At 75.9% G+C, this 25,549-nt stretch carries 22 protein-coding genes; 19 read left to right on the top strand and 3 right to left on the bottom strand.

From position 1 onward, the window contains the following. Positions 1 to 52: 52 nt before the first annotated feature. The 17 genes from ACFY3U_RS18605 to ACFY3U_RS18685 all read left to right on the top strand — a co-directional run bounded on the left by ACFY3U_RS18605 (position 53) and on the right by ACFY3U_RS18685 (position 17,131). A complete protein-coding gene (locus ACFY3U_RS18605) occupies positions 53 to 397 on the top strand; it encodes a hypothetical protein (RefSeq protein ID WP_387202803.1) in 345 nt (114 codons plus the stop codon). A 14-nt stretch (positions 398 to 411) separates the two neighbouring features. Beyond that, positions 412 to 1,020 (top strand): glycine zipper family protein, encoded by a 609-nt coding sequence (locus tag ACFY3U_RS18610; protein ID WP_387202806.1) that lies wholly within the window; start codon positions 412 to 414, stop codon positions 1,018 to 1,020. Then, the gene (locus ACFY3U_RS18615) at positions 1,017 to 1,706 is read left to right on the top strand and encodes a carboxypeptidase-like regulatory domain-containing protein (RefSeq protein WP_387202810.1); all 690 of its coding nucleotides are present in this window, start codon (positions 1,017 to 1,019) and stop codon (positions 1,704 to 1,706) included. Before ACFY3U_RS18610 ends, ACFY3U_RS18615 begins: the two co-directional genes overlap by 4 nt. Positions 1,707 to 1,728: 22 nt before the next feature. Further along, positions 1,729 to 2,985, top strand: a complete 1,257-nt coding sequence (locus ACFY3U_RS18620) for a phage tail sheath family protein (protein WP_387202813.1) — start codon at positions 1,729 to 1,731, stop codon at positions 2,983 to 2,985. Positions 2,986 to 2,988: 3 nt separating this feature from the next. Further along, a complete protein-coding gene (locus ACFY3U_RS18625; RefSeq protein ID WP_387202816.1) occupies positions 2,989 to 3,471 on the top strand; it encodes a phage tail protein in 483 nt (160 codons plus the stop codon). Next, positions 3,446 to 5,062 (top strand): hypothetical protein, encoded by a 1,617-nt coding sequence (locus ACFY3U_RS18630; protein WP_387202820.1) that lies wholly within the window; start codon positions 3,446 to 3,448, stop codon positions 5,060 to 5,062. The genes ACFY3U_RS18625 and ACFY3U_RS18630 overlap by 26 nt, the downstream gene beginning before the upstream one ends. After that, the gene (locus ACFY3U_RS18635) at positions 5,062 to 5,847 is read left to right on the top strand and encodes a hypothetical protein (protein WP_387202823.1); all 786 of its coding nucleotides are present in this window, start codon (positions 5,062 to 5,064) and stop codon (positions 5,845 to 5,847) included. The genes ACFY3U_RS18630 and ACFY3U_RS18635 overlap by 1 nt, the downstream gene beginning before the upstream one ends. After that, positions 5,844 to 7,430: a phage baseplate assembly protein V gene (locus ACFY3U_RS18640; RefSeq protein ID WP_387202826.1), complete on the top strand. Its 1,587-nt coding sequence runs from the start codon at positions 5,844 to 5,846 to the stop codon at positions 7,428 to 7,430. The genes ACFY3U_RS18635 and ACFY3U_RS18640 overlap by 4 nt, the downstream gene beginning before the upstream one ends. Beyond that, positions 7,430 to 7,768, top strand: a complete 339-nt coding sequence (locus ACFY3U_RS18645) for a hypothetical protein (protein ID WP_387202829.1) — start codon at positions 7,430 to 7,432, stop codon at positions 7,766 to 7,768. Before ACFY3U_RS18640 ends, ACFY3U_RS18645 begins: the two co-directional genes overlap by 1 nt. Then, positions 7,765 to 8,226: a GPW/gp25 family protein gene (locus ACFY3U_RS18650; RefSeq protein WP_387202832.1), complete on the top strand. Its 462-nt coding sequence runs from the start codon at positions 7,765 to 7,767 to the stop codon at positions 8,224 to 8,226. Before ACFY3U_RS18645 ends, ACFY3U_RS18650 begins: the two co-directional genes overlap by 4 nt. Next, positions 8,223 to 10,832: a baseplate J/gp47 family protein gene (locus ACFY3U_RS18655; protein WP_387202835.1), complete on the top strand. Its 2,610-nt coding sequence runs from the start codon at positions 8,223 to 8,225 to the stop codon at positions 10,830 to 10,832. The genes ACFY3U_RS18650 and ACFY3U_RS18655 overlap by 4 nt, the downstream gene beginning before the upstream one ends. Then, complete coding sequence (locus ACFY3U_RS18660) at positions 10,813 to 11,529, top strand: phage tail protein (RefSeq protein WP_387202838.1); 717 nt, start codon at positions 10,813 to 10,815, stop codon at positions 11,527 to 11,529. The genes ACFY3U_RS18655 and ACFY3U_RS18660 overlap by 20 nt, the downstream gene beginning before the upstream one ends. Next, entirely contained in the window at positions 11,526 to 12,458 is a 933-nt protein-coding gene (locus ACFY3U_RS18665) for a hypothetical protein (protein ID WP_387202841.1), read from the top strand. The genes ACFY3U_RS18660 and ACFY3U_RS18665 overlap by 4 nt, the downstream gene beginning before the upstream one ends. Further along, entirely contained in the window at positions 12,455 to 12,910 is a 456-nt protein-coding gene (locus tag ACFY3U_RS18670; protein WP_387202844.1) for a hypothetical protein, read from the top strand. Before ACFY3U_RS18665 ends, ACFY3U_RS18670 begins: the two co-directional genes overlap by 4 nt. 57 nt (positions 12,911 to 12,967) lie before the next feature. Further along, positions 12,968 to 13,723: a hypothetical protein gene (locus ACFY3U_RS18675; protein ID WP_387202846.1), complete on the top strand. Its 756-nt coding sequence runs from the start codon at positions 12,968 to 12,970 to the stop codon at positions 13,721 to 13,723. A gap of 172 nt (positions 13,724 to 13,895) precedes the next feature. Beyond that, positions 13,896 to 16,547 carry a glycosyl hydrolase gene (locus ACFY3U_RS18680; RefSeq protein WP_387202849.1) on the top strand — a complete coding sequence of 884 codons (2,652 nt, stop codon included), beginning with the start codon at positions 13,896 to 13,898 and terminating at the stop codon, positions 16,545 to 16,547. 92 nt (positions 16,548 to 16,639) lie between these two features. Further along, the gene (locus ACFY3U_RS18685; RefSeq protein ID WP_387202852.1) at positions 16,640 to 17,131 is read left to right on the top strand and encodes a hypothetical protein; all 492 of its coding nucleotides are present in this window, start codon (positions 16,640 to 16,642) and stop codon (positions 17,129 to 17,131) included. 124 nt (positions 17,132 to 17,255) lie between these two features. Here the strand turns inward: ACFY3U_RS18685 and ACFY3U_RS18690 are convergent, their stop codons facing one another. Beyond that, positions 17,256 to 17,876 (bottom strand): DedA family protein, encoded by a 621-nt coding sequence (locus ACFY3U_RS18690; protein WP_387202856.1) that lies wholly within the window; start codon positions 17,874 to 17,876, stop codon positions 17,256 to 17,258. A gap of 172 nt (positions 17,877 to 18,048) precedes the next feature. Here ACFY3U_RS18690 and ACFY3U_RS18695 point away from each other — a divergent pair, with 172 nt between their 5' ends. Together ACFY3U_RS18695 and ACFY3U_RS18700 are read left to right on the top strand one after the other, a co-directional pair. Next, complete coding sequence (locus tag ACFY3U_RS18695; RefSeq protein WP_387202859.1) at positions 18,049 to 22,182, top strand: SpoIIE family protein phosphatase; 4,134 nt, start codon at positions 18,049 to 18,051, stop codon at positions 22,180 to 22,182. Positions 22,183 to 22,233: 51 nt separating this feature from the next. Then, positions 22,234 to 22,950: an HD domain-containing protein gene (locus ACFY3U_RS18700; protein ID WP_387202862.1), complete on the top strand. Its 717-nt coding sequence runs from the start codon at positions 22,234 to 22,236 to the stop codon at positions 22,948 to 22,950. Here ACFY3U_RS18700 and ACFY3U_RS18705 read toward each other — a convergent pair. Next, positions 22,896 to 24,143, bottom strand: a complete 1,248-nt coding sequence (locus ACFY3U_RS18705; RefSeq protein WP_387202864.1) for a glycosyltransferase family 87 protein — start codon at positions 24,141 to 24,143, stop codon at positions 22,896 to 22,898. The genes ACFY3U_RS18700 and ACFY3U_RS18705 overlap by 55 nt on opposite strands. After that, positions 24,140 to 25,531, bottom strand: coding sequence for a polyprenol phosphomannose-dependent alpha 1,6 mannosyltransferase MptB (gene mptB / locus ACFY3U_RS18710; protein ID WP_387202867.1), 1,392 nt, complete (start codon positions 25,529 to 25,531; stop codon positions 24,140 to 24,142). Before mptB ends, ACFY3U_RS18705 begins: the two co-directional genes overlap by 4 nt. Between the last annotated feature and the right edge of the window lie 18 nt (positions 25,532 to 25,549).

Here is a 25,549-nt window from a genome sequence, read left to right on the forward strand (position 1 = left end):
GCACCTCACCACCACCACAACCCCCGGTCGCACCACCCGAAGGGAGATCGCCGTGAACGATCTCTTCACCTGGGCCGCCCTCGGCAGCCTCACCGGCGCCAGCGCCGCCACCCTGCTCACCGCCAACGTCGTCGGCGGGTTGATCGGCCCCGGCGGCGACAAGGCTCGCAAGTGGATCGCCCTGGCCGTCGCGCTGCTGCTGTCGTACGGGACGGCGGCCTTCGCCAGCGACGCCGGCGCGCAGAAGTGGGTCATCGCCTTCTTCAACGGGCTGGTCATCTTCTCCGCGGCGCTCGGCGCCAACCAGCTCCCGCCGGGCAACCGCCAGGCGACGAGCGCGTCCCCGACCCAGCTCGCGCAGGGTCGCGAGCCCCGCTACATCCGCTCCTGGGTCTGAGAGAGGCGATCAAGATGATCTTCGGAATCCTCAGCGCCGCCATCAACGTCATCTTCGGCGCCGTGCTGGGCAGCTGGATCGGCGGCACCATCGGCCTGCTCGTCGGCGCCGTCGTGGGGCTGCTCGTCGGCGGCCCGTTCGGCTGGGCGGTCGCCTCCGCCGGGGTGTACGCCCCGGACGCCCGCGGCATCCTGCTCTTCGTGGTGGACCACACCTGGAGCCTGCTGAACACCTTCGCCGGCGCGCTCTACCTGGCCGCGCACCTGGTCGTCGGCCACTCGCTGGACCGGGCCACCTCGGCCGGGAGCTGCCGGGTGAACGTGGTGGAGGGCGTCTCCCCGGTGTACGCCACCACCATCGGCACGGTCTGCGCCGGCGCCAACCCCTCCATCCAGCGGCACGAGGACGTGCACATCCTCCAGGCGCGCCTGCTCGGCCCGCTCTACCTGATCACCGTCGGGCTGAACTACGCGCTGTTCACCATCGCCCCGGTCTGGTTGCTCTGGCACGACCACACCAACGCGCCGATCAACCGGTTCGCCCGGTACTTCGAGATCGGCGTCTACCCGCACGTGTGGAACGAGGCCATCGCGTACCGGATCCAGGGGACCCCGCCGCGATGACCGGTCGCGGACCGATCGAGGCGGCCACCGCCGAGCTGGCGGCCTGGCTGGCCGACGCGGCCGGTGCGGACGTCCCGGTCGGCCCGCCCGTCGACGGTGGACCGGACGCCGGGCTGACCCTGTGGCCGCTGGCCCTGCGGCCGGCCCGGCAGACCCGGGGCACCGGCGCCCCCGAGCCGTACCGGCTCACCGTCCGGTACCTGGTCAGCGCCGGCTCGCCGGCGGCGCTGGCCGGCCTGGACCGGGTGCTCGCCGCGGCCGCCGCGGCCGGCGAGCCGGAGCTGGTGCTGGAGGCCGGCGACCCGGCGCTGTGGCGGGCGTTCGGCGTGCCGCCCCGGCCGGCGGTGCTGGTCGACGTGCCGGCCCAGCTGACCCGGGCGGTGCCGCCGGCGCCGCCGGTGCTGCACCCGCTGCGACTGCGCCAGCTGGCCATGCGCGACCTGACCGGCCGGGTGGTCGGCCCGCAGGAGCAGCCGCTCGCGGCGATGCGGGTCGAGCTGGTCGGCACCCCGTACGCCACCGAGACCGACCCGGCCGGGCGGTTCCGGCTCAGCGGCGTGCCGCACGACCCGGAGCGGCCCGACGTGCTGGTCCGGCTGCGCCTGGTCGGCCGCGGCCGGACCCTCACCGCCGAGGTCGACCCGGCCGACGCCGATCTCGTCATCGTCTGCGAACCCCCGGCCTGACCCGCCCCGCACAGGAGGACCGATGCCCAACTACTTCTCCCCCGGCATCTACGTCGAGGAGGTGCCGAGCGGCGCCCGCCCGATCGGGGCGGTCGGCACCAGCACCGCCGCGTTCGTCGGCGTCGCCCCGGACCGCACCGCGCACGTCGACCAGGCGCTGGCGGTGAACAGCTGGTCGGAGTTCCTGCGGCTGTACGCCGACGGCGACCAACTGGAGAGCACCCCGCTGGCCCGGGCGGTCTTCGGCTTCCTGGACAACGGCGGCACCCGCTGCTGGGTGGTGAACGTCGGCGAGGGCGGCCAGCTCACCGGCGGCGGCCAGCGGCGGACCGGGCTGCAACTGCTGGAGGCCGTGGACGAGGTGGCCATCCTGGCCGCGCCCGGCTTCCACGACCCGGTGTCGCACGAGGCGCTGCTGAGCATGGCCGAGCGGCTGCGCACCATGGTCGCCATCTGCGACCCGCCGCCGGGCATCGAGGACATCTCCGGGCTCACCCGGGTCGCCACCCCCGGCTCGGCCCGCCCGCCCCGCGCAGCCGACGGCAAGCCTGCCGACGGTACGCCGAAGCCGGCGGACGCCCCGACGAAGCCGGCGGACGACGACGCCCCGGTGGCGTACCGGCCCCGGCAGTCGGACTTCGGCGCCTGCTACTTCCCCTGGATCAAGGTCCGCGACCCGCTCAGCGGCGAGCTGGTGCTCACCCCGCCGAGCGGGCACCTGGCCGGCATCTGGGCCCGCACCGACGCCCTGCGCGGCGTGCACAAGGCCCCCGCCAACGAGCCGGTACGCGGCGCCGTCGACCTGGAGTACCTGGTCACCCGGCCGGAGCACGACGTGCTCAACCCCAGGGGGATCAACGTGATCCGCTACTTCGCCGGCGAGGGCATCCGGGTCTGGGGCGCCCGCACGCTGGCCGCCGAGGCGAGCGAGTGGCGCTACCTGAACGTCCGGCGGCTCTCCATCGCCATCGAGCAGGCGATCGCCAACGGCACCCGCTGGATGGTGTTCGAGCCGAACGACTTCTCGCTCTGGCGCTCGATCCGCCGCGACGTCGGCGCGTTCCTGACCCGGGTGTGGCGGGACGGCGCGCTGCTGGGGCGCACCCCCGAGGAGGCGTTCTTCGTCAAGTGCGACGAGGAGACCAACCCGGTCGACGTCCGCGACGCCGGGATGGTGGTCGCGCACATCGGCATCGCCGTGGTCAAGCCCGCGGAGTTCGTGGTGTTCAAGCTGAGCCAGTGGGCCGGCGGCACCGAGACCGAGACGATTGGAGGTTGATCCATGCCGACCACGGCCACACCGCAGCCGGGCGCCCCGGTCGACCCGTACCGGGCGTACAACTTCAAGCTGCTCATCAACGGCATCACCAACGGCCATTTCACCGAGGTGAGCGGCCTCGGCATGACCATCCACCGGGAGCCGTACCGGGAGGCCGGCAACGACCGGATCCGGGCCATTCCCGGGCAGGTCGACTACGAGCCGGTGACCCTGCACTTCGGGCTGACCCCGTCCCGCGACCTGTGGGACTGGGTGAACGCCGCCGCCAAGGGCACGGTGAGCCGGCGCAACGTGTCGGTGGTGCTGCTGGACGCCGCCGGCACCACCGAGGTGCTGCGCTGGAACCTGATCAACGCGTGGCCGATGCGCTGGCGGGGCGCCCACCTGCACACCCTGAGTCAGGAGATCGCCATCGTGGCGCTCACCATCGCGTACGAGGGCCTGGAACTGGAGCCCGGCAGTGCCGCCGCGCCCGCGACCGCGTGACTGGCTGGCCCGCCGGCTGCGCGCCGCGGCCGACGTGATCGAGCGCCACAGCGGCGACGTCGGATACGCGGACGAGCTCCGCGCGGGCCGGGACGACGCGCCGCCGGCGGGGTGGACCGAGCCGGCCGGGTCGCCGCGCCGGCCCGGGCAACCGCCGGAGCACTGGCTGCGCACGGTGGCCGCGCACGCCCCGGGCCTGCTGCACGACCTGGGCCTGGACCCGCCCGACGACGCCCCCGCCCGGCCGGCCTCGGCCGGCGGCCACGACCCTTACTCCGGTCGGCCGGAGCCGGACGGCACCGACACCGACCGGCCGCCGGGCGGCGCGGGCGCGGGATGGGCCCGATCCGACGGTACGGACGGCGCGTGGCCGCCCGCCGACCCGGGCCGGCGCGACGGACGAGCCGGGATGACGCGGGGCGCTGCCGGCGGACGACCGGGACCGGCCCGGGGCGCGGCCGGTGGAGGCCCCGGGGTGGCCCGGCGCGCGACGGAGTGGCACCCGGGGACGACCCCGCGCGGCTCGACGCCCCGCGACGGGGAGGCGCCGTCGGACGGCACGCGACCGGCCCGGCTCAGGCTCAGGCCGGCGATCCCGTACGTCGGCTGGGCGCCCGGTGACCCACCGGCCGCCGGGAGCGAGGCGCCAGGCGCCCACGCCCCCCGCTCCGCCGGCCCTGACGTGGCGGGAGACCGGGTGAGCGTGGCACTGGACACCGCCGGCCACGATCCGGCGTGGACCGCCGGCGCGACACCGGACGGGCACGCCACCCGGGTCCGACCGGCCGGCGGGTCGACCGACCGGAACGAGCGGCACACCGGGACGACGGCTGGTCCCGCGGCCGGTCTCGGAGTTCCGGTCGACGGCCAACCCCCCTGGGCGCGGGGCGGACCCTCCGGGGTGCCGCTCGGCCGGGCCGGCACCCCGCCGACCGGTGCACCGGATGGCGCCTCGGCGAACACCGGACCACACGGCACCTCGGCGGCCGGTGGACCACACGGCACCTCGGCGACCGACCCGACCGGAGATGACGTCATCGCTGGGCGGCCGGCCCCGTGGCACCGCCCCGGCGGATCCGCCGGTGCCGGTCACCGGGCCGACCACGGGTTCCCCGCCCCCGGCTCGGGCACCGACCACCGGCACCCCGACGGCACCCGCCGGCCGTCCGGCCCGCCGTCCCCCGACACCGGTCCGGACCGGAGCGCGCCCACCGCCAGCCCCTGGCCGGATCGGCTGACCCCCGCCGGCGCCCACCCGAGCCTCGGCGGGTGGCCACGCCCCAGCGGATGGGCCTCGCCGGATCCGGCCCGCTCGGCGGCGCGCGTCGGCCGCCCGGACCGGCCGACGGACGCCGACGTCGCCGCCACCCCGACGTCGACCGTCGACCCGTGGCCGGCCCTGCCCGACGAGCCGACGCACCGGGTGGACGCGGTGGTCGTATCCCCGGGGTGGGATCGCACGACGGCCCGGCGGTGGGCGGCGGACCCGTGGCCGGCGCTGCCGGACGACCGGGCGGCGCGGCTGCCGGCCGGCGCCCCGGCGGACCCCGCGCACGTCGAACGGCTCGCCGCCGAACAGCGGGGTGGCTGATGGAACGGGTGGCGTTCCTCGTCGACGAGACCGGCGCCCGGGTGGACTGCCTGCTCAACCCGGAGACCGTACGGGTGACCCGGCTGGCCGGGATACGCCCGCGCGGCGCTGGCGACGGGCAGCTGGTCGGGGCCGGGCTGGCCGACGATCCGCTGGTGTTCACCGGCGGCGGCCGCACCGAGTTGGTGCTCGACCTGCTCTTCGACACCGACCTGGTGGAGGCGCAGACCCGGCCGGAGGACGTCCGCGCGCTGACCCGGCCACTGTGGATGCTGGCCGAGAACTCCGCCGCCGACCAGGGCTGGCTGCGCCCGCCGCTGGTCCGGCTGGTCTGGGGCAAGACCTGGAACGTGCCCGGGGTGATCGTGGCGATCGCCGAACGGTTCGACGCGTTCACCCTGACCGGATCACCCCGCCGGTCCTGGCTGCGGCTGAAGCTGGTGCGGGTGGCCGAGTCCGCGGACGGGGCGCGGGAGGGCTTCGAGGAGGAGCTGTCCGCCGCCGCCACGCCGGTCGCCGCGCCCGGCTCGGCGGTGGTGGCCGCCGGGGACGGCTCGGCCGCGCCGGGCTACTCCGGGGTCCGGTTCGACCTGCTCGCGCACGACGCGCTCGGCTCGCCGCTGCGCTGGCGGCTGCTCGCCGAGCACAACCGGATCACCGATCCGTTCACCGTGCCGGCCGGCGCCGCGCTCGCCGTGCCCCCGGCCACCGCCGTGGGCGGGGCCGCCGACGCGCTGCGGGCCGCCGCCACCGGCGCCGTCGCGACGGGGGGTACGACGCCGTGACCGCCTGGCCGACCGTGCTGCTCGACGGGGTGCCGCTGGCCGGGGCGCTCGCCGCCCGGCTGCGCGCCGTCCGGATCGCCGCCCGGCTGGACCAGCCGACCCAGTGCGAGCTGGTCTACGCCACCGGGCCGGGCGCCGGCGCGCTGGGCCTCGGCCCGGGCCCGGCCGTGCCGACCGGCGCCACCCTGGACGTCCGCCTCGGCGACGACCCGCTCTTCGCCGGCGAGGTGACCTGCGTCGAGGTGGAGTACCCGGCCGACGGTGCGCCGCTGCTGCGGCTGCGCGGCTACGACCCGCTGCACCGGCTGCGCAAGCGGCAGCGGCTGCGGGTCTTCGAGTCGGTCACCGTCGCCGACCTGGTCCGGGAGGTCTGCGCCGAGGTCGGGCTGACCGTCGCCGCCGACGTCGACGGTCCCCGGCTGGACCGGGTCACGCAGCACCGGCACAGCGACCTCGACCTGCTGCTGGAGGTCGCCGGCCGGGCCGGCCTGCACCTGGCCGCCGACGACGACCGGGTCCACCTGATCACCCTCGACGGCTACGGCGAACCGCTCGAGCTGACCCTCGGCGCGACGCTGCACGCGGTGCGGCTGGCCGTCAACCTCGACCGGGCCGCCGGGGACACCGCCGCGCTCGGCTGGCACCCGCAACGCGCCGAGCCGATCAGCCAGCGGGCCGACACCGCGCGCAGCGGTCGGCGCGTCCCGCTGGACCCGGACCCGGCATCGGTCGGCGCGGACGGCACCCGCACCGCGGTCGACCAGCCCGGCCGCAGCGACGACGAGCTGGCCGCGATCGCCCAGGCCGGCCTGGACGCCCGGGTGGCCGCCCTGGTCACCGCCGACGGCGTCGCCGAGGGCGACCCGGCGCTGCGGCCCGGCCGGCGGGTCACCCTGACCGGCGTCGCGGACGAGTTCGCCGGGGTGTACGTGCTCACCGAGGTGGTGCACACCGTGGACGGCAACGGGCACCTCACCCGGTTCGGCACCGCCCCGCCGGCCGCGCCACCCGTCGCGGCGGCGCCCGGCACGGTGGTCACCCTGGGCACGGTGACCGAGGTGGACGACCCGGACCGGCTGGGCCGAATCCGGCTCACCCTGCCCGCGTACGGGGACCTGGACGCCGGCTGGCTCGCCGTGCTGACCCCGGGCGCCGGGAAGGGCAAGGGCATCGTGGCGCTGCCCGACCCGGACGACACCGTGCTGGTCGCGCTGCCCGGCGGCGAGCCGGCCGCCGGCATCGTGCTCGGCTCGCTGTTCGGCACCGTTGAGCCGTACGACGCGGGCATCGCCGACGGGCGGTCCGGCCGCTGGTCGGTGCGCACCGGCAGCGGGCAGACCATCGTGGTCGACGACGCGGCCCGCACCCTGCGGCTGGCCACCGACAACGGCAGCTTCCTGGAGCTGACGCCTGCGCTGACCACCCTGCACGCCGCGACCGACCTGGTGCTCTCCGCGCCGGGGAGGGCGATGGTGGTGCGGGCCCGCAGCGTCGACTTCCTGCACGCCGACGCGACCGAGGACGCCGCGACCGCCCGGGACCAGGCCGGCGCGCTCGCCCGGGCACATTCAGGAGGCGGCTGATGCGCTGGATCCACCTGCGATCGGTGATCACCTGCGCACACGACGGGCGGGTGACCAACCAGGCGGCGCAGACCTGGCTGACCGTCGGCGGGGTGCCGGTGCTGGCCGACGCCGACCCGGAGGGCCGGAGCATCGTGGCCTGCCCCAACTACGGCCCGACCATCAAGCCCTGCGTGAAGACGCTGAAGGTGACCGTCGGCTACAGCGACTGGCTGCGGGTCGACGGGCGCCGGATCGTGCTGTCCAACCTGGACGGGCTCACCGACGGCACCCCGCCCGGGCTGGTCCACCACACCGTCCGGGACCCGGCGCAGGACCTGGTGGAGGCGGACCGATGAGGGCGTTCCGGTTCGTCGGCGCCGGCTTCGACGCCGGCCTCGGCGGCGGCCTGGCGCTGACCGCGGCCGGCGGCCTGGCGATGACCGACGGCGACGAGACGGTACGCCAGGCGCTGTACCTGCTGCTGTCCACCACGCCGGGCGAGCGGCTGATGCGACCCGGGTACGGCTCCCGGCTGCACCGGCTGGTCTTCGCGCCCAACGACGACACCACCGCCGGGCTGGCCATCCACTACGTACGGCAGGCGATCCGCCGGTGGGAGCCGCGGATCGAGGTGCTCGACGTGGACGCCGGCGGAGACCCGGACGACCCGTGGCGGCTGGTGATCCGGCTGGACTACCGGGTACGCGCCAGCCTCTCCCCCGGCCAGCTGGTCTTCTCGGTCGACCTGCTGCCCGACGACGTCGACTCGCCGCCCGACGACGACACCGACCCGGCCCAGGGGGACCCGTCATGACGCTGCCCGTGCCGCACCTGGACGACCGCGGCTTCCTCGACCTCGTCACCGAGGCGCGGGAGCGGATCCGGCAGTCCTGCCCGGCCTGGACCGACCTGTCCGCGCACGACCCGGGCATCGCGCTGGTGGAGGCGTTCGCCCACCTCACCGAGGTGATGATCTACCGGTTGAACCAGCTGCCGGAGAAGGCGTACGTGCAGTTCCTCAACCTGCTCGGGGTGGCCCGGCACGCGCCCACCGCGGCCTGGGCGGACGTCCGGTTCAGCCGTACCGGCGGGGACCGCTCGGCGGTGCGGATCCCGGCCGGCACCCGGGTGGCCGCGGCCCGGGGCGCCGACCCGAAACCGGTCGTCTTCGTCACCACCGAGCCGACGGTGCTGACCGAGGGCGCGACCGAGGTGACCGTCCGGATGCACCACTGCGAGCCGGTGGAGGCCGAGCAGATCGGCGTCGGCACCGGCCAGCCCGGGCAGGTGCTGCGCGCCGCCCGGGCGCCGCTGGCCCGCACCACCGAGCCGCTGGACCTGCTGCTCGGCGTGGAGGTGCCGACCGGGTCGGTGGAGCTGGGCGCGGCCGCCCGGGAGCACGACGGGCGGACGTACGAGATCTGGCGGCCGGTGGACAGCTTCGCCGGGCTCGGCGACCAGGCCAAGGTCTACCTGGTGGACCGCTGCTCCGGGGTGGTCACCTTCGCCCCGGCGCTGGACCTGCGCGCGGCCGACGGGACGCCGCTGGGCGGCGCCGGGCCGGTGACCGTGGCCGCGGTGCCGCCGGCCGGCGCGCGGGTGCTGCTGTGGTACCGGTGCGGCGGCGGGCGCTCGGGCAACGTCGCCGCCGGCGCGCTGACCGGCCTGCGCGACCCGCTGGCCGGGGTGCGGGCGGACAATCCCGAACCGGCCACCGGTGGCCGGGACATGGAGACGCTGGACTCGGCGCTGGTCCGCGGGCCGTACGAGTTCTTCGCCCAGCAGCGCGCGGTCACCGCACGGGACTTCGAGATCCTCGCCGCCGGCTCCGGCGCGGTGGCCCGAGCCCGGGCGTTCACCCGGTCCGCGGTCTACAGCTTCGCCCGGCCGGGCGAGGTCGAGGTGGTGCTGGTGCCGTACGTGCCGGACGAGGCCCGCCCGGGCGGCCGGCTGCCGGTGTCGGTGCTGCGCGAGCACGAGGTGGAGGAGGCCCGTAGCCGGGTGGCGGCGGACCTGGACTCCCGGCGGGCGTTGGGCACCAGCTGCCGGGCCGGCTGGGCGCGCTACAAGGCGGTCTCCATCCGGGCGCGGGTGGTGGTGCGCCGGGAGGAGGACGTCGACGCGGTGCGGCGGCGCATCCACGACCGGCTGCACCAGACGCTCAGCCCGCTGCCGACCGCGCTGAACCCGGCCGGCTGGCCGTTCGGCGAGCCGTTGCGGGCATCCAACGTGTACCGACTGCTGGAGCAGGCCGAGCCCGGGGTGCGCTACGTCGAGTCGGTCCGGTTCGTGGTCGACGAGGCCCCGGACGCGCAGGTGAGCGCGCTCGCCGTCGACCAGTACCAGGCCCGCACCTGGTACGCCGGCCGGGGCGAGGTGTTGTTCCGCTCCACCAACGCGGGCGCCGGCTGGGAGCCGGCCGGCCGGTTCGACGGGGAGAACGTGGTACGGGTCAGCCCCGCCCCCGCCCCGGTACGCCCCGGCGTGACCCCCCGCCCCGGCTCGGTGGCCGTGGTGACCACCCGGGCGGCCGGCGGCTCACGGGTGCACCTGAGCACCGACCTCGGCGAGACCTGGACGCTGCTCACCGACCTGGACGCGCGGATCTTCGACCTGGCCTGGATCGACCGGGACGGCGCGGGTGCCCTGCTGCTGGCCACCGACGCCGGCCTGTACGAGGTGTCCCTGCTGCCCGGCTCGGTGCCGCTGCAGATCCTGGTCGACCCGGCCGACGCGGACCGGGGCTTCTACGCCGTCCGCGCGTTCGTCTCCGAGCGCGGCGCCCCCGGGGTGGCGGTCGCCGCGCAGGCCTCCTTCGGCGTCTACCTGTCCACCAACGCCGGTCGCCCCGGCAGCTTCGCCCACGTGGGCCTGGCCAACGTGGATTCCCGGGTGCTGGCCGTCCAGTACGACGGCCCGGCCACCCTGCTCTGGGCCGGCGCCGGCGAACCGGACCCGAAGAAACCCGGGCAGGGCTGCCACCGCACCCGGCTGTTCGAATCCGACGTGAAGTGGCAGCAGGTGCAGGCCGGCTGGGTCGGCGGCACCTGCCGCGACCTGGCCTTCACCGGCACCCTGGCGGTGGCCGCCACGCAGAGCGGCGGGGTGCTGCGACTGGACACCCTGGCCGCGCAGCCGCAGTGGCAGCCGGTGACGGTCAACTGCGGGCTGCCGCTGCGCGACCGGACCCGGTTCGTGCCGGTGGACGCGGTCGCCGCCACCGGCGGGGCCGGCCCGGCCGAGCGGCTGGTGCTGGCCGGCGGCGAGCGCGGGGTCTACCGCAGCGGCGACGCCGTCGACTGGACGGCCAGCGCCAACCAGGCCACCGCCGACGTGGTCACCGTCCCGGACACCTGGCTGCTCTGCTCCGGCGAGCACGACATAGAGGTGGTGCGGCAGGATGCGCCGAACGGCGATTGAGCGGCTGCTGCCCGCCGCCTACCAGCGGGCGAGCGCGCCGGGCAGCGTGCTGTACGCGCTGCTGGAGGTGATGGAGGCGCTGCACGCCCCGGACGAGGCGGTGCTCGCCGACGTGGACGCGCTGTTCGCCCCGTACCGGACGCCGGACGGGTTCGTGGCGTACCTGACCCGGTGGGTGGCGATGGACCACGTGCTCGCCCCGCCCCGCCCGGACGCCCCGCTGCCGTTGCCGGCGGGCCGGCTGCGGGACCTGGTCGCGCACGGCGCGCTGCTGGCCCGCTGGCGGGGGACGCCGTACGGGATGCGGACCGCGCTGGAGCTGGCCACCGGGGTCACCGGGTTCGTCCTGGACGAGCCGGCCGACCGGCCGTTCCACCTGGTGGTGCGGGTGCCGCCGGCCGCCGTCGGGCTGCTCCCGGTGATCACCCGGATCGTCGAGGCGGAGAAGCCGGCCGCGGTCACCGCCGAGGTCGTCCCGCTCGCCGACCCCGGGCCACCCGCTCCGGACGCCGAGCCGCCCGTCCCGCCCGGGCCACCCGCCCAGGACGCCGAGCCGCCCGGGCCGCCCGCCGCGGACCCCGGGCCGCCCGCCGACCCGGATCCAGCGCCGGCGATCGGTCGGGCCGCCGTCCCGTACCACCCCGCCGCGCCGGCGTCCGCCGGGCCGGCGCAGCCGTTACCGAAGGAGCCGTCATGACCACCGAATGGGCCGTCGTCGCCGCCGCCGAGCAGTTCACCCTGGACGCCGCCAACCGCGGGGAGCTTACCTTCACCGTCTCCAATCCCGGCCTCGCGCCGGACACCGTGGTGTTCGACGTGGCGCCCGGCGACGGCAGCCAGCGCGCCTGGTTCACCGTCGCCGAACCGCAGCGGGTGGTGCCGGCGCAGGGGTCGGTGTCGTTCCTGGTCCGGCTGGTGGTGCCGCCGGGCACCGCCCCCCGCCGGTACGACATGACCGGCTTCGCGTACTCGGCGAACACCGCGCCGGAGGAGAGCTCCCGCTCCAGCGGCCGGGTGACGTACGAGGTCCGGGCGGTCGCCCCGCCGAAGCGGACCCCCTGGCCGTGGATCGCCGCCGCGGTGGCGCTGGTGCTGGTGGTCGGCGGGGTGGTCGGGTACCTGCTGACCCGCCCGGACGGCCCCCCGGCGCCCGGCGCCCCCCGGGTGGTGACCCTGGAGGCCGAGAGCCTGGTCGCCGGGGCCAAGGTGGAGTCGCCGTCCGGCACCGCGGCGAAGGTCGGCGCGCAGGACAACTGCTGCGCGGTGACCTGGTCCGGCGGCAAGCAGCTGTTCTTCCTGGGCTTCGCCCCCGGCGACCAGGTCAGCGTGTCGGTCGACCTGCCCGCCGACGCGGTGTGGGTGTTCGCCGCCGCCCGGACCACCTCGTTCGACTACGCGAACACCATCTGGCAGATCGACGGCGTCCAGGTGGGCGGCACGTTCCTCGGCTTCACGCCCACCGTGGTGCGGCACGATCTGGAGGACGTCGGGGCGCTGCGGCTCGGCGCCGGAAGACACACGCTCACCCTGGTCGCGGTGGGCAAGACCCAGGGCACCAACAACTACTTCGCCGGTGTCGACCAGATCCGGTTCACCGAGCGGCCGGCGGCGGTCGCGCAGCCATGAGCGGCCGGCGCAAGCTGCTGCTGGGCGCGCTGGCGGTGCTGCTGGTGGCGCTGTTCGCGCTGGCCGTGGGCGTCGGCGGCGGGACCGGTCGGGCGGATCGGCCACCCGCGGTGGTGAGCTGGCTGGGCCGGCTCACCGGCGGGGCCGCCACCGTGGACCCGGCCACCGTCGCCGCCGACTGCGGCCGTACCGGGGACGTGCTGACCTTCGTCGGCGAGTGCCCGCTGCGGGTGGCCGACCCGGGCGGGCTGAAGACCCTGGTGTTGCGCAGCCCCGCGGCGTTCGGGGTGACCGCCCCGGCGCCGCGGGGCGCGGATCTCACCGTCCACGACACCGTCGAGCCGGGCGACGACGCCGGCGCGGTGGCGAAGGTCGCCGTCGACCGGCCGGTGACCGTCCTGATCAGCTGCCCGGGGGGTGCCGGATGCGCGGTCACCGTCGCCGCCTCGTGAGCCGCCGGCCGACGCCGCCGCGCGGGGTCCGTCCGCGCCCGTTCGAGGAGGCCCGCCGTGGGTGAGCTGCGCAAACCGTTCCTGCTGCTGGCCCTGGTCGCGGTGCTGCTGGTGGTCGGGCTGGAGCTTGGCTCGTCGCTGCTCACCGGCGGCGGCGACGCGACCGGCGCGCTACGGCTCGGCGCGACGGACCTCGGGGTGGACGTCGGCGACGTGGCCGGGGTCAGCGAACCCGCCGGGCGCGGCACCGGCTACCTGGCGCTGATCGACGTGGTGGCGCTCTGGACCACCGGGCTGTTCTGCCTGAGCCTGGTGCTGCCCGACCGGATCCAGGGCCGAATCCAGGGGGTGGCCACGCTGATCTTCTCGATCCTGCTGATCCTCGCCTCGCTGGTGCTGCTGGTGATCGCGTTCGTCGAGCTGTCCATCATGGTGTCGCTGTTCCTGGCGCCGCCGTTCGGCACCCTGGCGTACCTGGCGCTGTGGGGGTTCTTCCCGGTCGGCGAGGCCGGGCTGCTGCTCGGGCTGATCCTGGTGCTGAAGCTGGTCTGGGTGGCGCTGCTGCTGCTCGCCCAGCCCCGCTTCCTGCAGAACAAGGGCCTGGTGGCGCTGGCCGTGACCAGTCTGCTCTGCACGGTCGTGCTGGCGTTCCTGCAGGGCCTGCTGCCGGTGATCGTGGTCAGCATCCTGGACGACGTCGGCGCGGTGGTGTTCGCGGTGATCGCCATCGTCTGGGCCCTGGTCCTGCTGATCGGCTCCATCCCCGCCATCGTCAAGGCCGTCCGGGTCACCGCCGCCCTGCCCGCCCGCTGAGCGTCGACGCGGTCCGGCCCGGGGTGCGATCGACGCCGCCGACCGTCCGGAATGGGCGGCCGATCGGGTGATTCGTTTCCCTGGGCAACTTCCCTTGATGTTGATCGATGGCTAGCGTGCGAGACGGGCCGGACGCCAACGGGGCTGTCCGCCCACTGTGGGGAGGAGCGCGATGCTCACTGCTCAACACCGTCGGCGGGACCGCCGACGCATGATCGCCGCCGCCGTGACCACCGTGGTCACGGTGCTCGCGACGGTCACCCCCGCCTTCGCCGAGCCGGGCGACGACGAGGGCGAGGAGTCGGGCCCGAAGGGGATCAAGCCGTACGCCGCCCAGGAGGCGTCCGCCCGGGTCGCCCCGTACGGCGCGGTGGCGCCCGGCGAGTACGGCGACGCCCTCGCCGACCTGCGGGGGCTGCCCGGCACGCTGGCCCCCTGGACGGAGGTCACCGACAAGCCGTACGACGCCGACGACCCGAACTACCGCGACCCGAACTTCTCCAACTCCGGCGGCGGCGCCGGGCTGGTGGCCGGCCGGGTGACCGGGCTGGCGTCGGGCCGCGGGCAGGTCTTCGCCGGCGGGGCCAACGGCGGCGTGTTCCGCAAGAAGCTCGTGGGTGGGAAGTGGACGCCGATCTCCGACGGCATCCTCGCCCTGTCCACCGGCGACCTGGTCTACCAGGCCGCGTCCGACACCCTGTGGTACGCCACCGGCGAGGCCAACACCGGCGCCACCAGCTACACCGGGGCCGGCGTCTACCGGCTGCGGAACGCCAGCCGGGCGCGCGGCTTCTCCCAGGCCGACCGGGTCGGCGGGGACGAGCTGGAGTCACGCAGCATCAACCAGCTCAAGTTCGACGGGGCCGGGCACGTCTACGCGGCGACCACCCGGGGCCTGTGGCGGCACTCCACCGACGAGCGGCGGCACGCCGAGCGGTGGGAGCTGCTGTTCCTGCCGAACCCGGCGTCGGACAGCGACGTCACCAAGCCGTACGACAACATCGTCAACGACGTGCTGATCGACCCGGGCAGCCGGGGACGCACCGTCCTGATCAACGCGGCCTGGCGGTCGGGTGCGGCGTACAACGGCTACTACCTGTCCACGGTGGGCGGTAAGGCCGGCAGCTTCACCAAGGTGAACCTGCTCGGCGACATCGACAACGACGACGTCGGCAACGCCGAGTTCGCGGTCTCCGCCGACGGGCACAGCTACTACCTGGTGCAGGAGAGCCCGGAGCAGCTGCTCGACGGGGCGGCGTCGGTGCTCAAGGGCGCCTTCCGCTCGACCGGCGGGATCCTCGGCCCCTGGGTACGCATCGCCGACTCCACCAAGCTGGCCGACTCCGGCTCGGCGCTGAAGTCCCTGCCGGGATACCAGCCCGGCGTGCAGGCCTGGTACAACAACTTCATCGAGGTGGATCCGGGCAACGCGCGGCACGTCTACCTCGGCCTCGAAGAGGTGTACGAGAGCGAGGACGGCGGCGGCAGCTGGAAGACCGTCGGACCGTACTGGAACTTCCCGTTCCCCTGTTTCAAGATCACCGACCCGACCGGCGGCTGCCCGCCCACCACCCACTCCGACCAGCACTCCATCGCGATCAGCGACGGCACCGTGCTGGTCGGCAACGACGGCGGGGTCTACTCCCGGCCGCTGGCCCCCGCGGTCAGCCGGGAGAACGCCGACGGGCACGCGCTGGACTGGACCAACCACAACAACGGGCTGCGCACCCTGCAGTACTACTCGGTGGCCACCGGCCGGGACCCGAACCGCCAGGGCGTCACGGTCTCCGGCGGCCTGCAGGACAACGGCGGCTCGCTGCTGCGGGCCGGGGCGCGCAAGATGGTCAGCCCGTTCGGCGGCGACGGCGGTGACACCGTCGTCAACCCGCGCAACGGCTGCCAGATCCTGGACGAGTACACCAACCTCAACCTGTGGCTGACCAAGAACTGCGGCCGCAGCAACGGCACCACCAACGCCGTCTTCGACGTGACGGTGCCGGACGTGAACTCCCGGTTCACCGCCCCGTTCCGGGCGATCCGCGGCTCGAAGAACACCCGGGACGGCAGCAGCGAGCGCTGGGTGGCCGGCGGCAACTCGGTCTGGCGGCACGACCTGGCGTTCGCGTACACCCCCGAGGAGGCGGCCGCCCAGGAGGACAACGGCTGGCAGAAGCTCTACACCCTCGACTCCGACGGCGGCCGGCTGGTCGTCGGCATCGACGGGGTCGCCGACCCGAAGGCGCCGGCCGACCCGACGAAGGACACCTACCTGGCCGCCTGGTGCGGCGAGTCCAACTGCAACAGCGCCGGCTTCACCCGGGGCGTGGCCACCAACTGGGGCGGCGCCTGGACGGAGCTGGACATGACGGGGCTACCCAACCGGTACCCCAACGCGGTCACCTTCGACCCGACCGACCGCACCAACTCGACCATCTACCTGGTGTTCAACGGCTTCAACCGGCGCTTCATCGAGGGCCCGGGCGCCGGGGTCAAGCACGTGTTCCGGGGCAAGCTGACCAGGACCGCCGGCGGCGTCTCGGTGGCCTGGACGGACCTGTCGGTGGGCTTCCCGGACGTCCCGGCCACCGACGTGGTGGTGGTCGGCAACAAGCTGGTCGTCGCCACCGACCTCGGCGTGCTGGTCGCCGACCGGCGGGCCACCCCGGAGACCATCCGGTGGCGGCGCGTCGGCCGGGAGCCGGGCAGCGGGCCGAAGGCCCTGCCGCTGACCGCCGTGTTCGACCTGCACGTGAGCATCGACGGCAACCTGTACGCCGCCACCCACGGGCGCGGCATCTGGAAGACCCCGCTGTACCTGCTGTGACGGTTCGGGGCGGGCCGGCTCGGGCCGGCCCGCCCCACCCGCCTCGGGCCCTTCCGGAGGAACCGCTGTCGCCGCCCCCGCGTCCCATTGCCATGACGGCCACGCGTACCGCCGCGCTCGTCGTGGCGACCCTGCTCCTGCTCACCGCCTGCGGCGACGGGCCCGATCCGACCCCTGTGGCGTCCGGTGGCGCGCCGCCGACCGGCCCCGCGTCGCCCTCGCCCGAGCGCCCGGCGTCGGCTCCCCCGTCGACCCCTCCCGCGCCGCCCGTCGCCAAGACCGGTGGCGCGCCCACGCCGGGCGGCCGACCCCCGACCGCCTCCCCGGCCCGCGCCACCGCGGCGACGCCGACGGGCGCCGGCGACCCGGACCGCAGGGGCGACCTGGTACGCGGCTACCGCAGCCTCACCGGCACCGTCGACCGCTCCGGCGACTGGGTGCTGCTGCGCTCGGGCGACACGACCTGGGCGCTGCTCGGCGCCCGGGCGGACGCGCTGCCCGAGGGGCGTGGCGCCACGGTCGCCGGGGTGCAGGCCCCGCTGCCTCCGGGCTGCCCCGCCGACCACGCCCTCACCCTCCGCTGACCGCCGCCCTACCTTTGATGCGCCGAGCGCCGGGCACCTTGATCGAATACGGCTCAGCGGCGAGAAGGCGGCGTGTCGAGTCGCTCAGCCGTAGCCGATCAAGGAGCACCAACCGGTCGCGCGGTCAGGGCCCGGGATCCCGACGGGCGGCGCGGCGGTGCCGCCACAGGCGCAGCGCCAGCGCCACCAGCACGACGGCGAGCACCGCCTCCCCGCCCAGCCCGAGCCGCCGCTCCAGCAGCCGGTACGACGCGCCGAAGAGGTAGCCGAGCAGCGCCACGGTCACCGCCCAGAGCGCCCCGCCGGTGAGGTTCGCGGCGGTGAAGGTGCGCTGCGGGATCCCGCTCAGCCCGGCCAGGCCGGGCACCAGCGCCCGCAGCGCCGCCGCCCAGCGCCCCAGCACCACCGCGCTGGCGCCCCGGCGGCGGACCAGGTCCAGGGCCCGGCGCAGCTCGCCGGAGCGGACGAACCGGCGCGGGGTGCGGGCCAGCAGGCGGTGGCCGTACCGGCGGCCGACCAGGTAGCCGGTCTGGTCGCCGAGCGCGGCGCCGGCCAGCGCGGCGACCACCACCGCCCACAGCGGCAGCCGCCCCTCGTGGGCCAGCACCCCGCCCACCAGCACGGCCACCTCGCCCGGCACCAGCAGGCCCAGGAAGGTGGACGCCTCCAGCGCGGGCAGCAGGAAGACCAGCGCCAGGACCAGCGCCGGCGGCAGCGCCACCAGCACCTCCAGCACCCGGTCCATCCCCCGATTCTGGCCCGTCCGGAGCGTCCTCGCGCGGTTCCGCCGGGTGGGCAGCCGGGGTCACACCCGGGCCGAGGTTCGAAGCCGGGCGGGAGCGGGGACAATGGGGGCCCGCGGGTGACGGCCAGGCCGCTCGAACCCGACGTGAGCTGGGAAGGGAGGTGGCCGCGAGGTGACGAGCACACGGGGGGCGGGCGACGCCGCGGCCGATCTCTTCCCCGGCGCCGACCCGACCAGCGCGGCGCACCGCGCCACGGACTGGGCGGCCACCCCGCTCGGGCCGGTGGAGACCTGGCCGGCGGAGCTGCGGGCCGCGGTCCGCACCGTGCTCCCCTCGACGATCCCCATGCTGATCTGGTGGGGTCCCGAGCTGGTGCAGATCTTCAACCACGCCTACACCCCCCATCTGGGCGACAAGTACCCGGCCGGGATCGGCCAGCCCGCGGCCGAGTGCTGGCCGGACGTGTGGGACGCGATGGGTCCGCTGGCCGAGGGCGTCCTCGCCGGGCGGGGCGCGGCGCACGGCGAGAACACCATGCTGTACATGCACCGGCGGGGGTATTGGGAGGAGACGTACTGGACGTTCTCCTACAGCCCGATCCACGACGACCGCAGCGCGGTGACCGGGATCTTCGTGGCCACCTCCGACGTGACGGGTCGGGTGGTCGGCGACCGCCGGCTGGCCCTGCTGCGCGAGCTCGGGGAGCTGTCCATCGCCGAGGCGGACAGCGCCCGGGACGCCGCCCGGGCGGCCGCCGCGGTGCTCGCCCGGGACCGCACCGACCTGCCTGTGGGCCGGTTCTACCTGAACGAGGACCAGATCCTCGGCGACGAGCCGCCGAGCGGCGAGCCGGGGCCGGGCGCGTTGACCCTGGTCGCGGCCTTCGGTGATGCCTCGCCGCAGCAGCTCGACCGCCTGGACGGGCTGCCCGAGCTGGCCGAGGTGCTGCGCACCGGCCGGCCGGCGCCGGTCACCGGGCTCGGCGAGCTGCTGCCCCCGGCCCGACGCCCGGATCTCGAGGCCGGCCCGGTGCCGGTGGTCGAGGGGATGGTGCTGCCGCTGCTGGCGACGGGCCGGAGCACGCCGGTGGGGGTGCTGGTGCTGGGAGTCAGCCCGTTCCTGCCGCTGGACCGGCCGTACCGGCACTTCATGGACCTGGTGGCGAGCCGGGTGTCGACCGCGCTGACCGACGTGCTGGCGTACGACGCGCAGCGCCGCCGGGCCACCGCGCTGGCCGAGCTGGACCGGGCCAAGACGGAGTTCTTCACCGACGTCAGCCACGAGCTGCGCACCCCGCTGACCCTGATCACCGGGCCGGTGCGGGAGAGTCTCGCCGACCGCGGCGAGCCGCTGCCGCCGGCCCAGCGGCATCGGCTGGAGCTGGTGCACCGGCACGCCGGGCGGCTGCGCAAGCTGGTCGACGACATGCTGGACTTCGCCCGGATCGAGGGCGGCCGGCTGGAGCCGGAGCGGGTGCCGACCGACCTGGCCGCGCTCACCAGCGGGGTGGCCGCGTCCTTCGAGCACGCGATGCGGGCGGCCGGGCTGGACTTCCGGGTGGACGTCGCGCCACTGCCGCGCACCCCGCACGTGGACCGGGACATGTGGGAGAAGGTGCTGGTCAACCTGCTGTCCAACGCGGTGAAGTACACCGCGTCGGGCGGCGTCGAGGTGCGGCTGCGCGGCGACGCCCACCAGGTGACGCTGACCGTCACCGACACCGGGGTCGGGGTGCCGGCCGACCAGTTGTCGCTGGTGTTCCGCCGGTTCCACCGGGTGCGCGGCGGGGCCCGCGCCGCGGAGGGCGCCGGCATCGGCCTGGCGCTGGTGCAGGAGCTGGTACGCCTGCACGACGGCGAGGTGACGGTGCACTCGGTCGAGGGCGAGGGCTCCACCTTCACCGTCCGGCTGCCGTACGGGCGGCCCGGGGTGGCCGCGCCGACGACGCCGGTGCGCGCCGGCCGGGCGTACCCGCAGGAGGCCCTGAGCTGGACGACGCCGGCGGCCGGGGTCCCGGTGGTCGCCCCGCCGGCGCCGCCGCCCGGCGCGTCCACCGTGCTGGTGGTGGAGGACAACGCCGACCTGCGGACGTTCCTGGTCGGGCTGCTGGCCCCGCACCACCGGGTGGTCGCCGCCGTGGACGGCCGGGACGGGCTGGAGCGGGCCCTGGCCGACCCGCCCGACCTGGTGCTGACGGACCTGATGATGCCCCGGCTGGACGGCGCCGGCCTGCTGCGCGAGCTGCGCGCCGACCGGCGGACCGCGACCCTCCCGGTGATCGTGCTCTCCGCCCGGGCCGGCGGCGACGCGGCCGTCGAGGGGCTGCGCGCCGGCGCGGACGACTACCTGGCGAAGCCGTTCACCTCCGACGAGCTGCTGGCCCGGGTCGCCGCGCACCTGGAGCTGTCCCGGCTGCGCCGGGACGAGGCCACCTGGCGGACCGCGCTGATCGACTCGCTGCAGGACGCGTTCGCCGTGATCGACCCGGACGGCACCCTGGTCGAGGTGAACGACGCCTTCTGCGAGCTGATCGGCGTGACCGAGGTGGACCTGCCCGGGCCGCCGCCGTTCGGCTGGTGGCCGGACACCGAGCTGGATCCCCGGGAGCGCGCCGACATCACCGCCGCGATGCGGGAGGCGGAGCGGGTCGGCCGCGGCCGGTTGACGCTGCCGCTGCGGCACGCCGACGGCCACCGGCTCTGGGTGGAGGCCGTCTACAACTCGGTGCGCGAGCCGCGGACCGACCGGCTGCTGTTCGTGGCCACCCTGCGCGACGTCACGGCGGAGATGGGGGCGGCGGCCCGCACCGCCGCCCTGGCCGCGCTGACCGCCCGGCTGGCCGGCGCCACCGACCTGAGCGAGGTGCTGGAGGCGGGCCTGGCCGAGCTGCGGGGCATGGTCCGGGCCGACCGCGGCATCGCGGTGGCGGTGGACGGCGCGGGAAACCCGGTGGTGGTGGGCGCCGGCCTGGACCACTCCGCGCGGGTGCGGCGGATCCTCGACGCGCTGCCGGCGGACGGTGAGCCGTACCTGGAACGCGACGCCGAGGGGCGGGCGACCGGGCTGGGCGCGCGGATCGAGCCGGCGGCGCCCGGCGGCGGGCTGTGGTTGGAGCTGGACCCGCCGCGGCCGCTGCCGACGGTGGACCGGCCGCTGGTGCGGCAGCTGTGCGGGGCGCTGGCCCAGGCGCTGGCCCGGGCGCGGGCGTACGAGACGCAGCGGACGGTGGCGCTGGCCATGCAGCGGGCGATGCTCGGCCCGGTGGACCTGCCGGCCGGTTTCGCGGTGCGCTACGAGCCGGCGGTCCGGCCGCTGGAGGTGGGCGGCGACTGGTACGACGTGGTGCCGCTGCCGGGCGACCTGGTCGCGGTGGTGGTCGGCGACTGCGTCGGTCGGGGCCTGTCCGCGGCGACCGTGATGGGCCAGCTGCGCAACGCCTGCCGGGCGCTGCTGTTGCAGGCCAAGGGCCCGGCGGAGGTGCTGGCCGCGCTGGACGACTTCGCCCGGATGGTGCCCGGCGGCGGCAACACCACGGTGTTCTGCGCGATCGTCGACCGGTCGCTCGGGATGCTGCGCTACTCCTCGGCCGGTCACCCGCCGGGCATCCTGATGCACGCCGACGGCACCTCCGAGCTGCTGGACCGGGCCGGCTCGGTGCCGCTGGCCAGCGTCGCGGTCAGCGGCCGGCCGGAGGCGGACGCCCAGCTGCGGCCCGGCTCCACCCTGCTGCTCTACACCGACGGCCTGGTGGAGCGGCGACGCGAGCTGATCGACGCGGGCATCGCCCGGGCGGTGGCCAGCCTGGCCGAGGGCCGGCGGCTGCCGGAGGGCGAGCTGGCCGACGCCATCGTGCGGGACCTGTTGCCGGAGGTCCGCGACGACGACGTGGCGGTGCTGATCTACCGGCACCGGGAGCCGGCGGTGTTCTCCGCCGCGCTGCCGGCCGACCCGGCCCGGCTCTCTCCCACCCGGGACGAGCTGCGTGCCTGGCTGGTCGGCCTGGACGCGGGCGAGGACGACGTGGAGGCGGTGCTGATCGCGGTCGGCGAGGCGTGCGCGAACGCCATCGAGCACGGCTACCGCTTCGCCCCGGGGTCGACCACCACGGTGCGGGGGCGGCTGCGGGCGGACCGGCTGGAGATCGAGATCTCCGACACCGGTGGCTGGCGGGACCCGCGGGCCGAGGGCACCGAGCGTGGGCGCGGACGGTTGATCATGGCGCGGCTGATGGACGAGGCGCGGATCGACGGCGGCCCGGACGGGACCGTGGTGCGGCTGGTGAAGCGGCTGTCCGGCACCGCCTGACCCGCCGCGCGGGGCACCACGGGTTCGTGATGATCGGCTATAAGTGGTGCCATGGATGTCCCGCCGAATCTGGCCACCATGCCGATGCACGCGATCACCGAGATCCACGGCGAGCCCGGCCTGCTGGCCCGGTTCCGGCTGGAGGCCGCCGCGTTCGACCCGACCGACCGCGAACGGCTGACCGAGGCCTTGGACCTCGCCGCCCGGCTGCACCGGGACGACCGCCGCACCCGCGAGCCGTACCTGAACCACCTGCTGCGGGTGGCGATCCGGCTGGTGCACCACTACCAGGTGCGGGACGTCGACGTGATCGTCGCCGGCCTCCTGCACGACGCGGTGGAGGACCACCCCGACGCCCTGGCCGGGCCGGGGGCGGCGGATCCGACGGCGGCGGCGCTGGCCACCCTCGCCGCGCGGTTCGGGCCGCGGGTCGCCCGGCTGGTCGCCGCGGTCACCAACCCGGCGTACGACCCGGAGCGGGACCGCAACGCGCAGTACCGCGAGCATCTCGCGGTGAGCCTGGCCCGGGAGCCGTGGGCCCGGGTGATCAAGGTTTCCGACTTCACCGACAACGGGGTGGGCGTGGTCTACTCGGTCGGCGCGAAGGTGGCCCGGTCGGCGGCGAAGTACCGGCCGCTGGTGCCGATGTTCCGGGACCTGATCGCCCGGCCGGACACCCCGCTGTCGGCGCCGGTCAAGCGGCACATCTTCGCTCAGCTGGACCTGGCCGAGCGGCGATTCGCCGCGATCCTCGACCGACCGGCCTGACCGTCCGCCCCGATCGGCAGCAGCACCAGCAGACCCACCGCCACCAGGGTGTAGCTGCCGCCGCCGAGCAGCCCGGGCAGCCCGTCGATGTCGTTGGCCCACAGCCAGACCAGCCCGCTGACCAGCACCAGGAACGCCCCGCCCGCGGCGTACAGCCGGCGTCGGGCCGAACCGTCCCGGGGCAGCCAGGGCAGGGTCGAGGCGACCAGCGCCACCAGCGCCGGCACCAGCCAGACCAGGTGGTGCACCCAGGTCACCGGGCTGACCAGGCAGCCGACCACGCCGGTGAGCGCGAAGCCGGCCCGCTCGTCGCCGAGCCGGACGGCCCGCCGGGCGCGTACCGCCCAGACGCCGAGCGCCAGGGCGACCAGGGTCAGCCAGGCCAGCCGGCTCGGGTGGGTCGGGTCGAGCCGGGCCACCAGCCCCATCAGCGACTGGTTGGAGATGTACTCCAGCTTGCCGACCCGGCTGGTGTCCCAGAGCGTGTCGAGGAAGTACGTCCGCGAGGCGTCCGGGGCGACCGCGGCCGCGACCAGGGTGGCGCCCGCGGCGGTGCCGGCGGCCACCGCCGCGGCCCGCCAGCGCCGGGTGACCAGCAGGTACCCGATGAAGATCGCCGGGGTCAGCTTGATCGCCGCCGCCAGCCCGATGCCGATCCCCGCCGATCGGCGGCCGCGCTCCAGCAGCCACAGGTCGGCCCAGACCAGCGCCAGCAGCACCAGGTTGACCTGCCCGAAACTGACCGTGTCCCGCACCGGGTTCAGCATGGCCAGCAGGCAGGCGGCGACCGCGAAGGCGAACCAGCGACTCCAGCCGTGCCGGCGGGCCAGCGGGTCCACCAGCAGCCAGAGCAGGAACGCGCCGGCCAGCACCGAGCCCAGCACGCTCACCGTGATCGCCGGGTACCACGGCAGGGTGGCCAGCGGCACCATGCACAGCGCTGCGAACGGCGGGTAGGTGAAGCCGTAGTCGTTCCAGGTCTTCCAGTCGTACAGCTCGCCGCCGGCCAGCCAGTGCCCGACCGCGCCGTGGTAGACGCCCACGTCGAACCAGCCGCGGTGCCCAGGCACCAGCGCCACCGCCACGCCGATCGCCACCGCGACCACGGCCACGCCGAGCGCCCGCCGCTGGTCGAGCGTCAACCGGCGCGTCCGGCGGCTCTGCGCGGGAGCGGGCAGGACGTCCCGGCTCACGACGCGCCCACCCGCACCGGCGTGGCGAGCACCAGCCGCAGGTAGCCGCCCGCGGCCAGGCCGACCAGCACCCCCAGGGTGGCCAGCGCCAGCTGCGCCGGCTGCGGGCCGAACCCGCTGGGCAGCGCCAGGAACGCCAGCACCACCGCGGCCAGCGCCGCCAGCAGCCGGACCCGGGGGTCCCGGGCGCCGGCGGCGAGCGGGACCAGGCCCCACAGGCCGTACCAGGGCCGGGTGACCGGGCCGAGCAGCGCCACCGCGGCCAGCGTCAGACCCAGCGCGTACGCGGGCCCGAGCTGGTGGCGGCGGTGCCAGGCGTATCCGGCCACGGCCAGCACGCCGAGCAGGCCACCCCACACCCAGAAGCGCATCGGTCCCTCGCCGAGATCGAGGCCCAGGCCGCGCAGCGCCCGGTCGGAGGCGCGGCCGAGCGCGCTGGAGATCGACCAGCTGTGCCGGTAGACCGGGGTGCCCAGCGCGGTGATCCAGCCGTACCCGATGCCGGTGGCCCAGCTGACCAGGGCGCCGGTGGCCGCGGCGACGCCGGCGGTGCGGGCCACCGCGGGCCAGCGACCGTGGGCACGCGCGGCGAGCAGCACCACCACCAGCAGCCCGGCGGCGGCCGGCGCCTTGACCAGCGCGGCCAGGGTGATCAGCACGGTGGCGGCGGCGTGCTGGCGGTCGAAGGCCAGGCAGAGCCCGGCGACCAGCAGGCCGAGCATGATCGCCTCGTTGTGCGCGCCGGCGATCAGGTGCAGCGGCACCAGCGGGTTGAGCACGCCGAGCCAGAGCGCGGCGCAGGGATCGACGCCGCACTGCCGGGCCAGCCGGGGCACGCCGAGCACCAGCAGGCCGATGCCGAGCAGCGCGACCAGCCGCAGCCCCAGCACCCCGAGCACCAGCTTGCCGCCGGCGACCGTGCTGACCAGCGCGGCCAGCCCGAGGAACGCCGGCCCGTACGGCGCCGGGGTCTGCTGCCACATGGCCGGCACCTCGGCGGCGAGCCGGCCGCCCAGGTGCGCCACGCCGAACCGGTACACGTCGATGTCGCCGGCGACCATCGCGCCCTGGGCGAGGTAGCTGTAGGCGTCCCGGCTGAACATCGGCGGGCCGAGCAGCAGCGGCGCCGACCAGCAGGCCAGGGTGACCAGCGCGGAGCGCCGGTCGATGCCCGGGCCGCGCAGCTCGCGGCCCGCCCACCACCAGGCCACCACCAGCAACGTCAACCCGGTGTACGCGGCCAGCAGCGCCGACTCCGCGTGGTGGTGCGGCCCGGTGAACCACCCGCCGGCGGGCAGCGCGCCGGCGGCCAGCCCGGCGGCGGCCAGCAGGGTGGCGCCGGCCGCACCGACGATCCGGTACGCCAGGACGGTCGGCGGGGTCAGCACGTCCGCAGCCTGCCGGGG

This window comes from Micromonospora sp. NPDC000089, from assembly GCF_042899365.1.
Lineage (GTDB): Bacteria > Actinomycetota > Actinomycetes > Mycobacteriales > Micromonosporaceae > Micromonospora.

Bases quoted from the DNA above. Each gene is read 5' to 3' on its own strand.
- ACFY3U_RS18655 (WP_387202835.1), top strand. From the start codon at position 8,223: ATGACGCTGCCCGTGCCGCACCTGGACGACCGCGGCTTCCTCGACCTC.
- ACFY3U_RS18610 (WP_387202806.1), top strand. From the start codon at position 412: ATGATCTTCGGAATCCTCAGCGCCGCCATCAACGTCATCTTCGGCGCC.
- ACFY3U_RS18620 (WP_387202813.1), top strand. From the start codon at position 1,729: ATGCCCAACTACTTCTCCCCCGGCATCTACGTCGAGGAGGTGCCGAGC.
- ACFY3U_RS18660 (WP_387202838.1), top strand. From the start codon at position 10,813: ATGCGCCGAACGGCGATTGAGCGGCTGCTGCCCGCCGCCTACCAGCGG.
- ACFY3U_RS18680 (WP_387202849.1), top strand. From the start codon at position 13,896: ATGCTCACTGCTCAACACCGTCGGCGGGACCGCCGACGCATGATCGCC.
- ACFY3U_RS18690 (WP_387202856.1), bottom strand. From the start codon at position 17,876: ATGGACCGGGTGCTGGAGGTGCTGGTGGCGCTGCCGCCGGCGCTGGTC.
- ACFY3U_RS18645 (WP_387202829.1), top strand. From the start codon at position 7,430: ATGCGCTGGATCCACCTGCGATCGGTGATCACCTGCGCACACGACGGG.
- ACFY3U_RS18625 (WP_387202816.1), top strand. From the start codon at position 2,989: ATGCCGACCACGGCCACACCGCAGCCGGGCGCCCCGGTCGACCCGTAC.
- ACFY3U_RS18665 (WP_387202841.1), top strand. From the start codon at position 11,526: ATGACCACCGAATGGGCCGTCGTCGCCGCCGCCGAGCAGTTCACCCTG.
- ACFY3U_RS18670 (WP_387202844.1), top strand. From the start codon at position 12,455: ATGAGCGGCCGGCGCAAGCTGCTGCTGGGCGCGCTGGCGGTGCTGCTG.
- ACFY3U_RS18615 (WP_387202810.1), top strand. From the start codon at position 1,017: ATGACCGGTCGCGGACCGATCGAGGCGGCCACCGCCGAGCTGGCGGCC.
- ACFY3U_RS18685 (WP_387202852.1), top strand. From the start codon at position 16,640: ATGACGGCCACGCGTACCGCCGCGCTCGTCGTGGCGACCCTGCTCCTG.
- ACFY3U_RS18650 (WP_387202832.1), top strand. From the start codon at position 7,765: ATGAGGGCGTTCCGGTTCGTCGGCGCCGGCTTCGACGCCGGCCTCGGC.
- ACFY3U_RS18635 (WP_387202823.1), top strand. From the start codon at position 5,062: ATGGAACGGGTGGCGTTCCTCGTCGACGAGACCGGCGCCCGGGTGGAC.
- ACFY3U_RS18700 (WP_387202862.1), top strand. From the start codon at position 22,234: ATGGATGTCCCGCCGAATCTGGCCACCATGCCGATGCACGCGATCACC.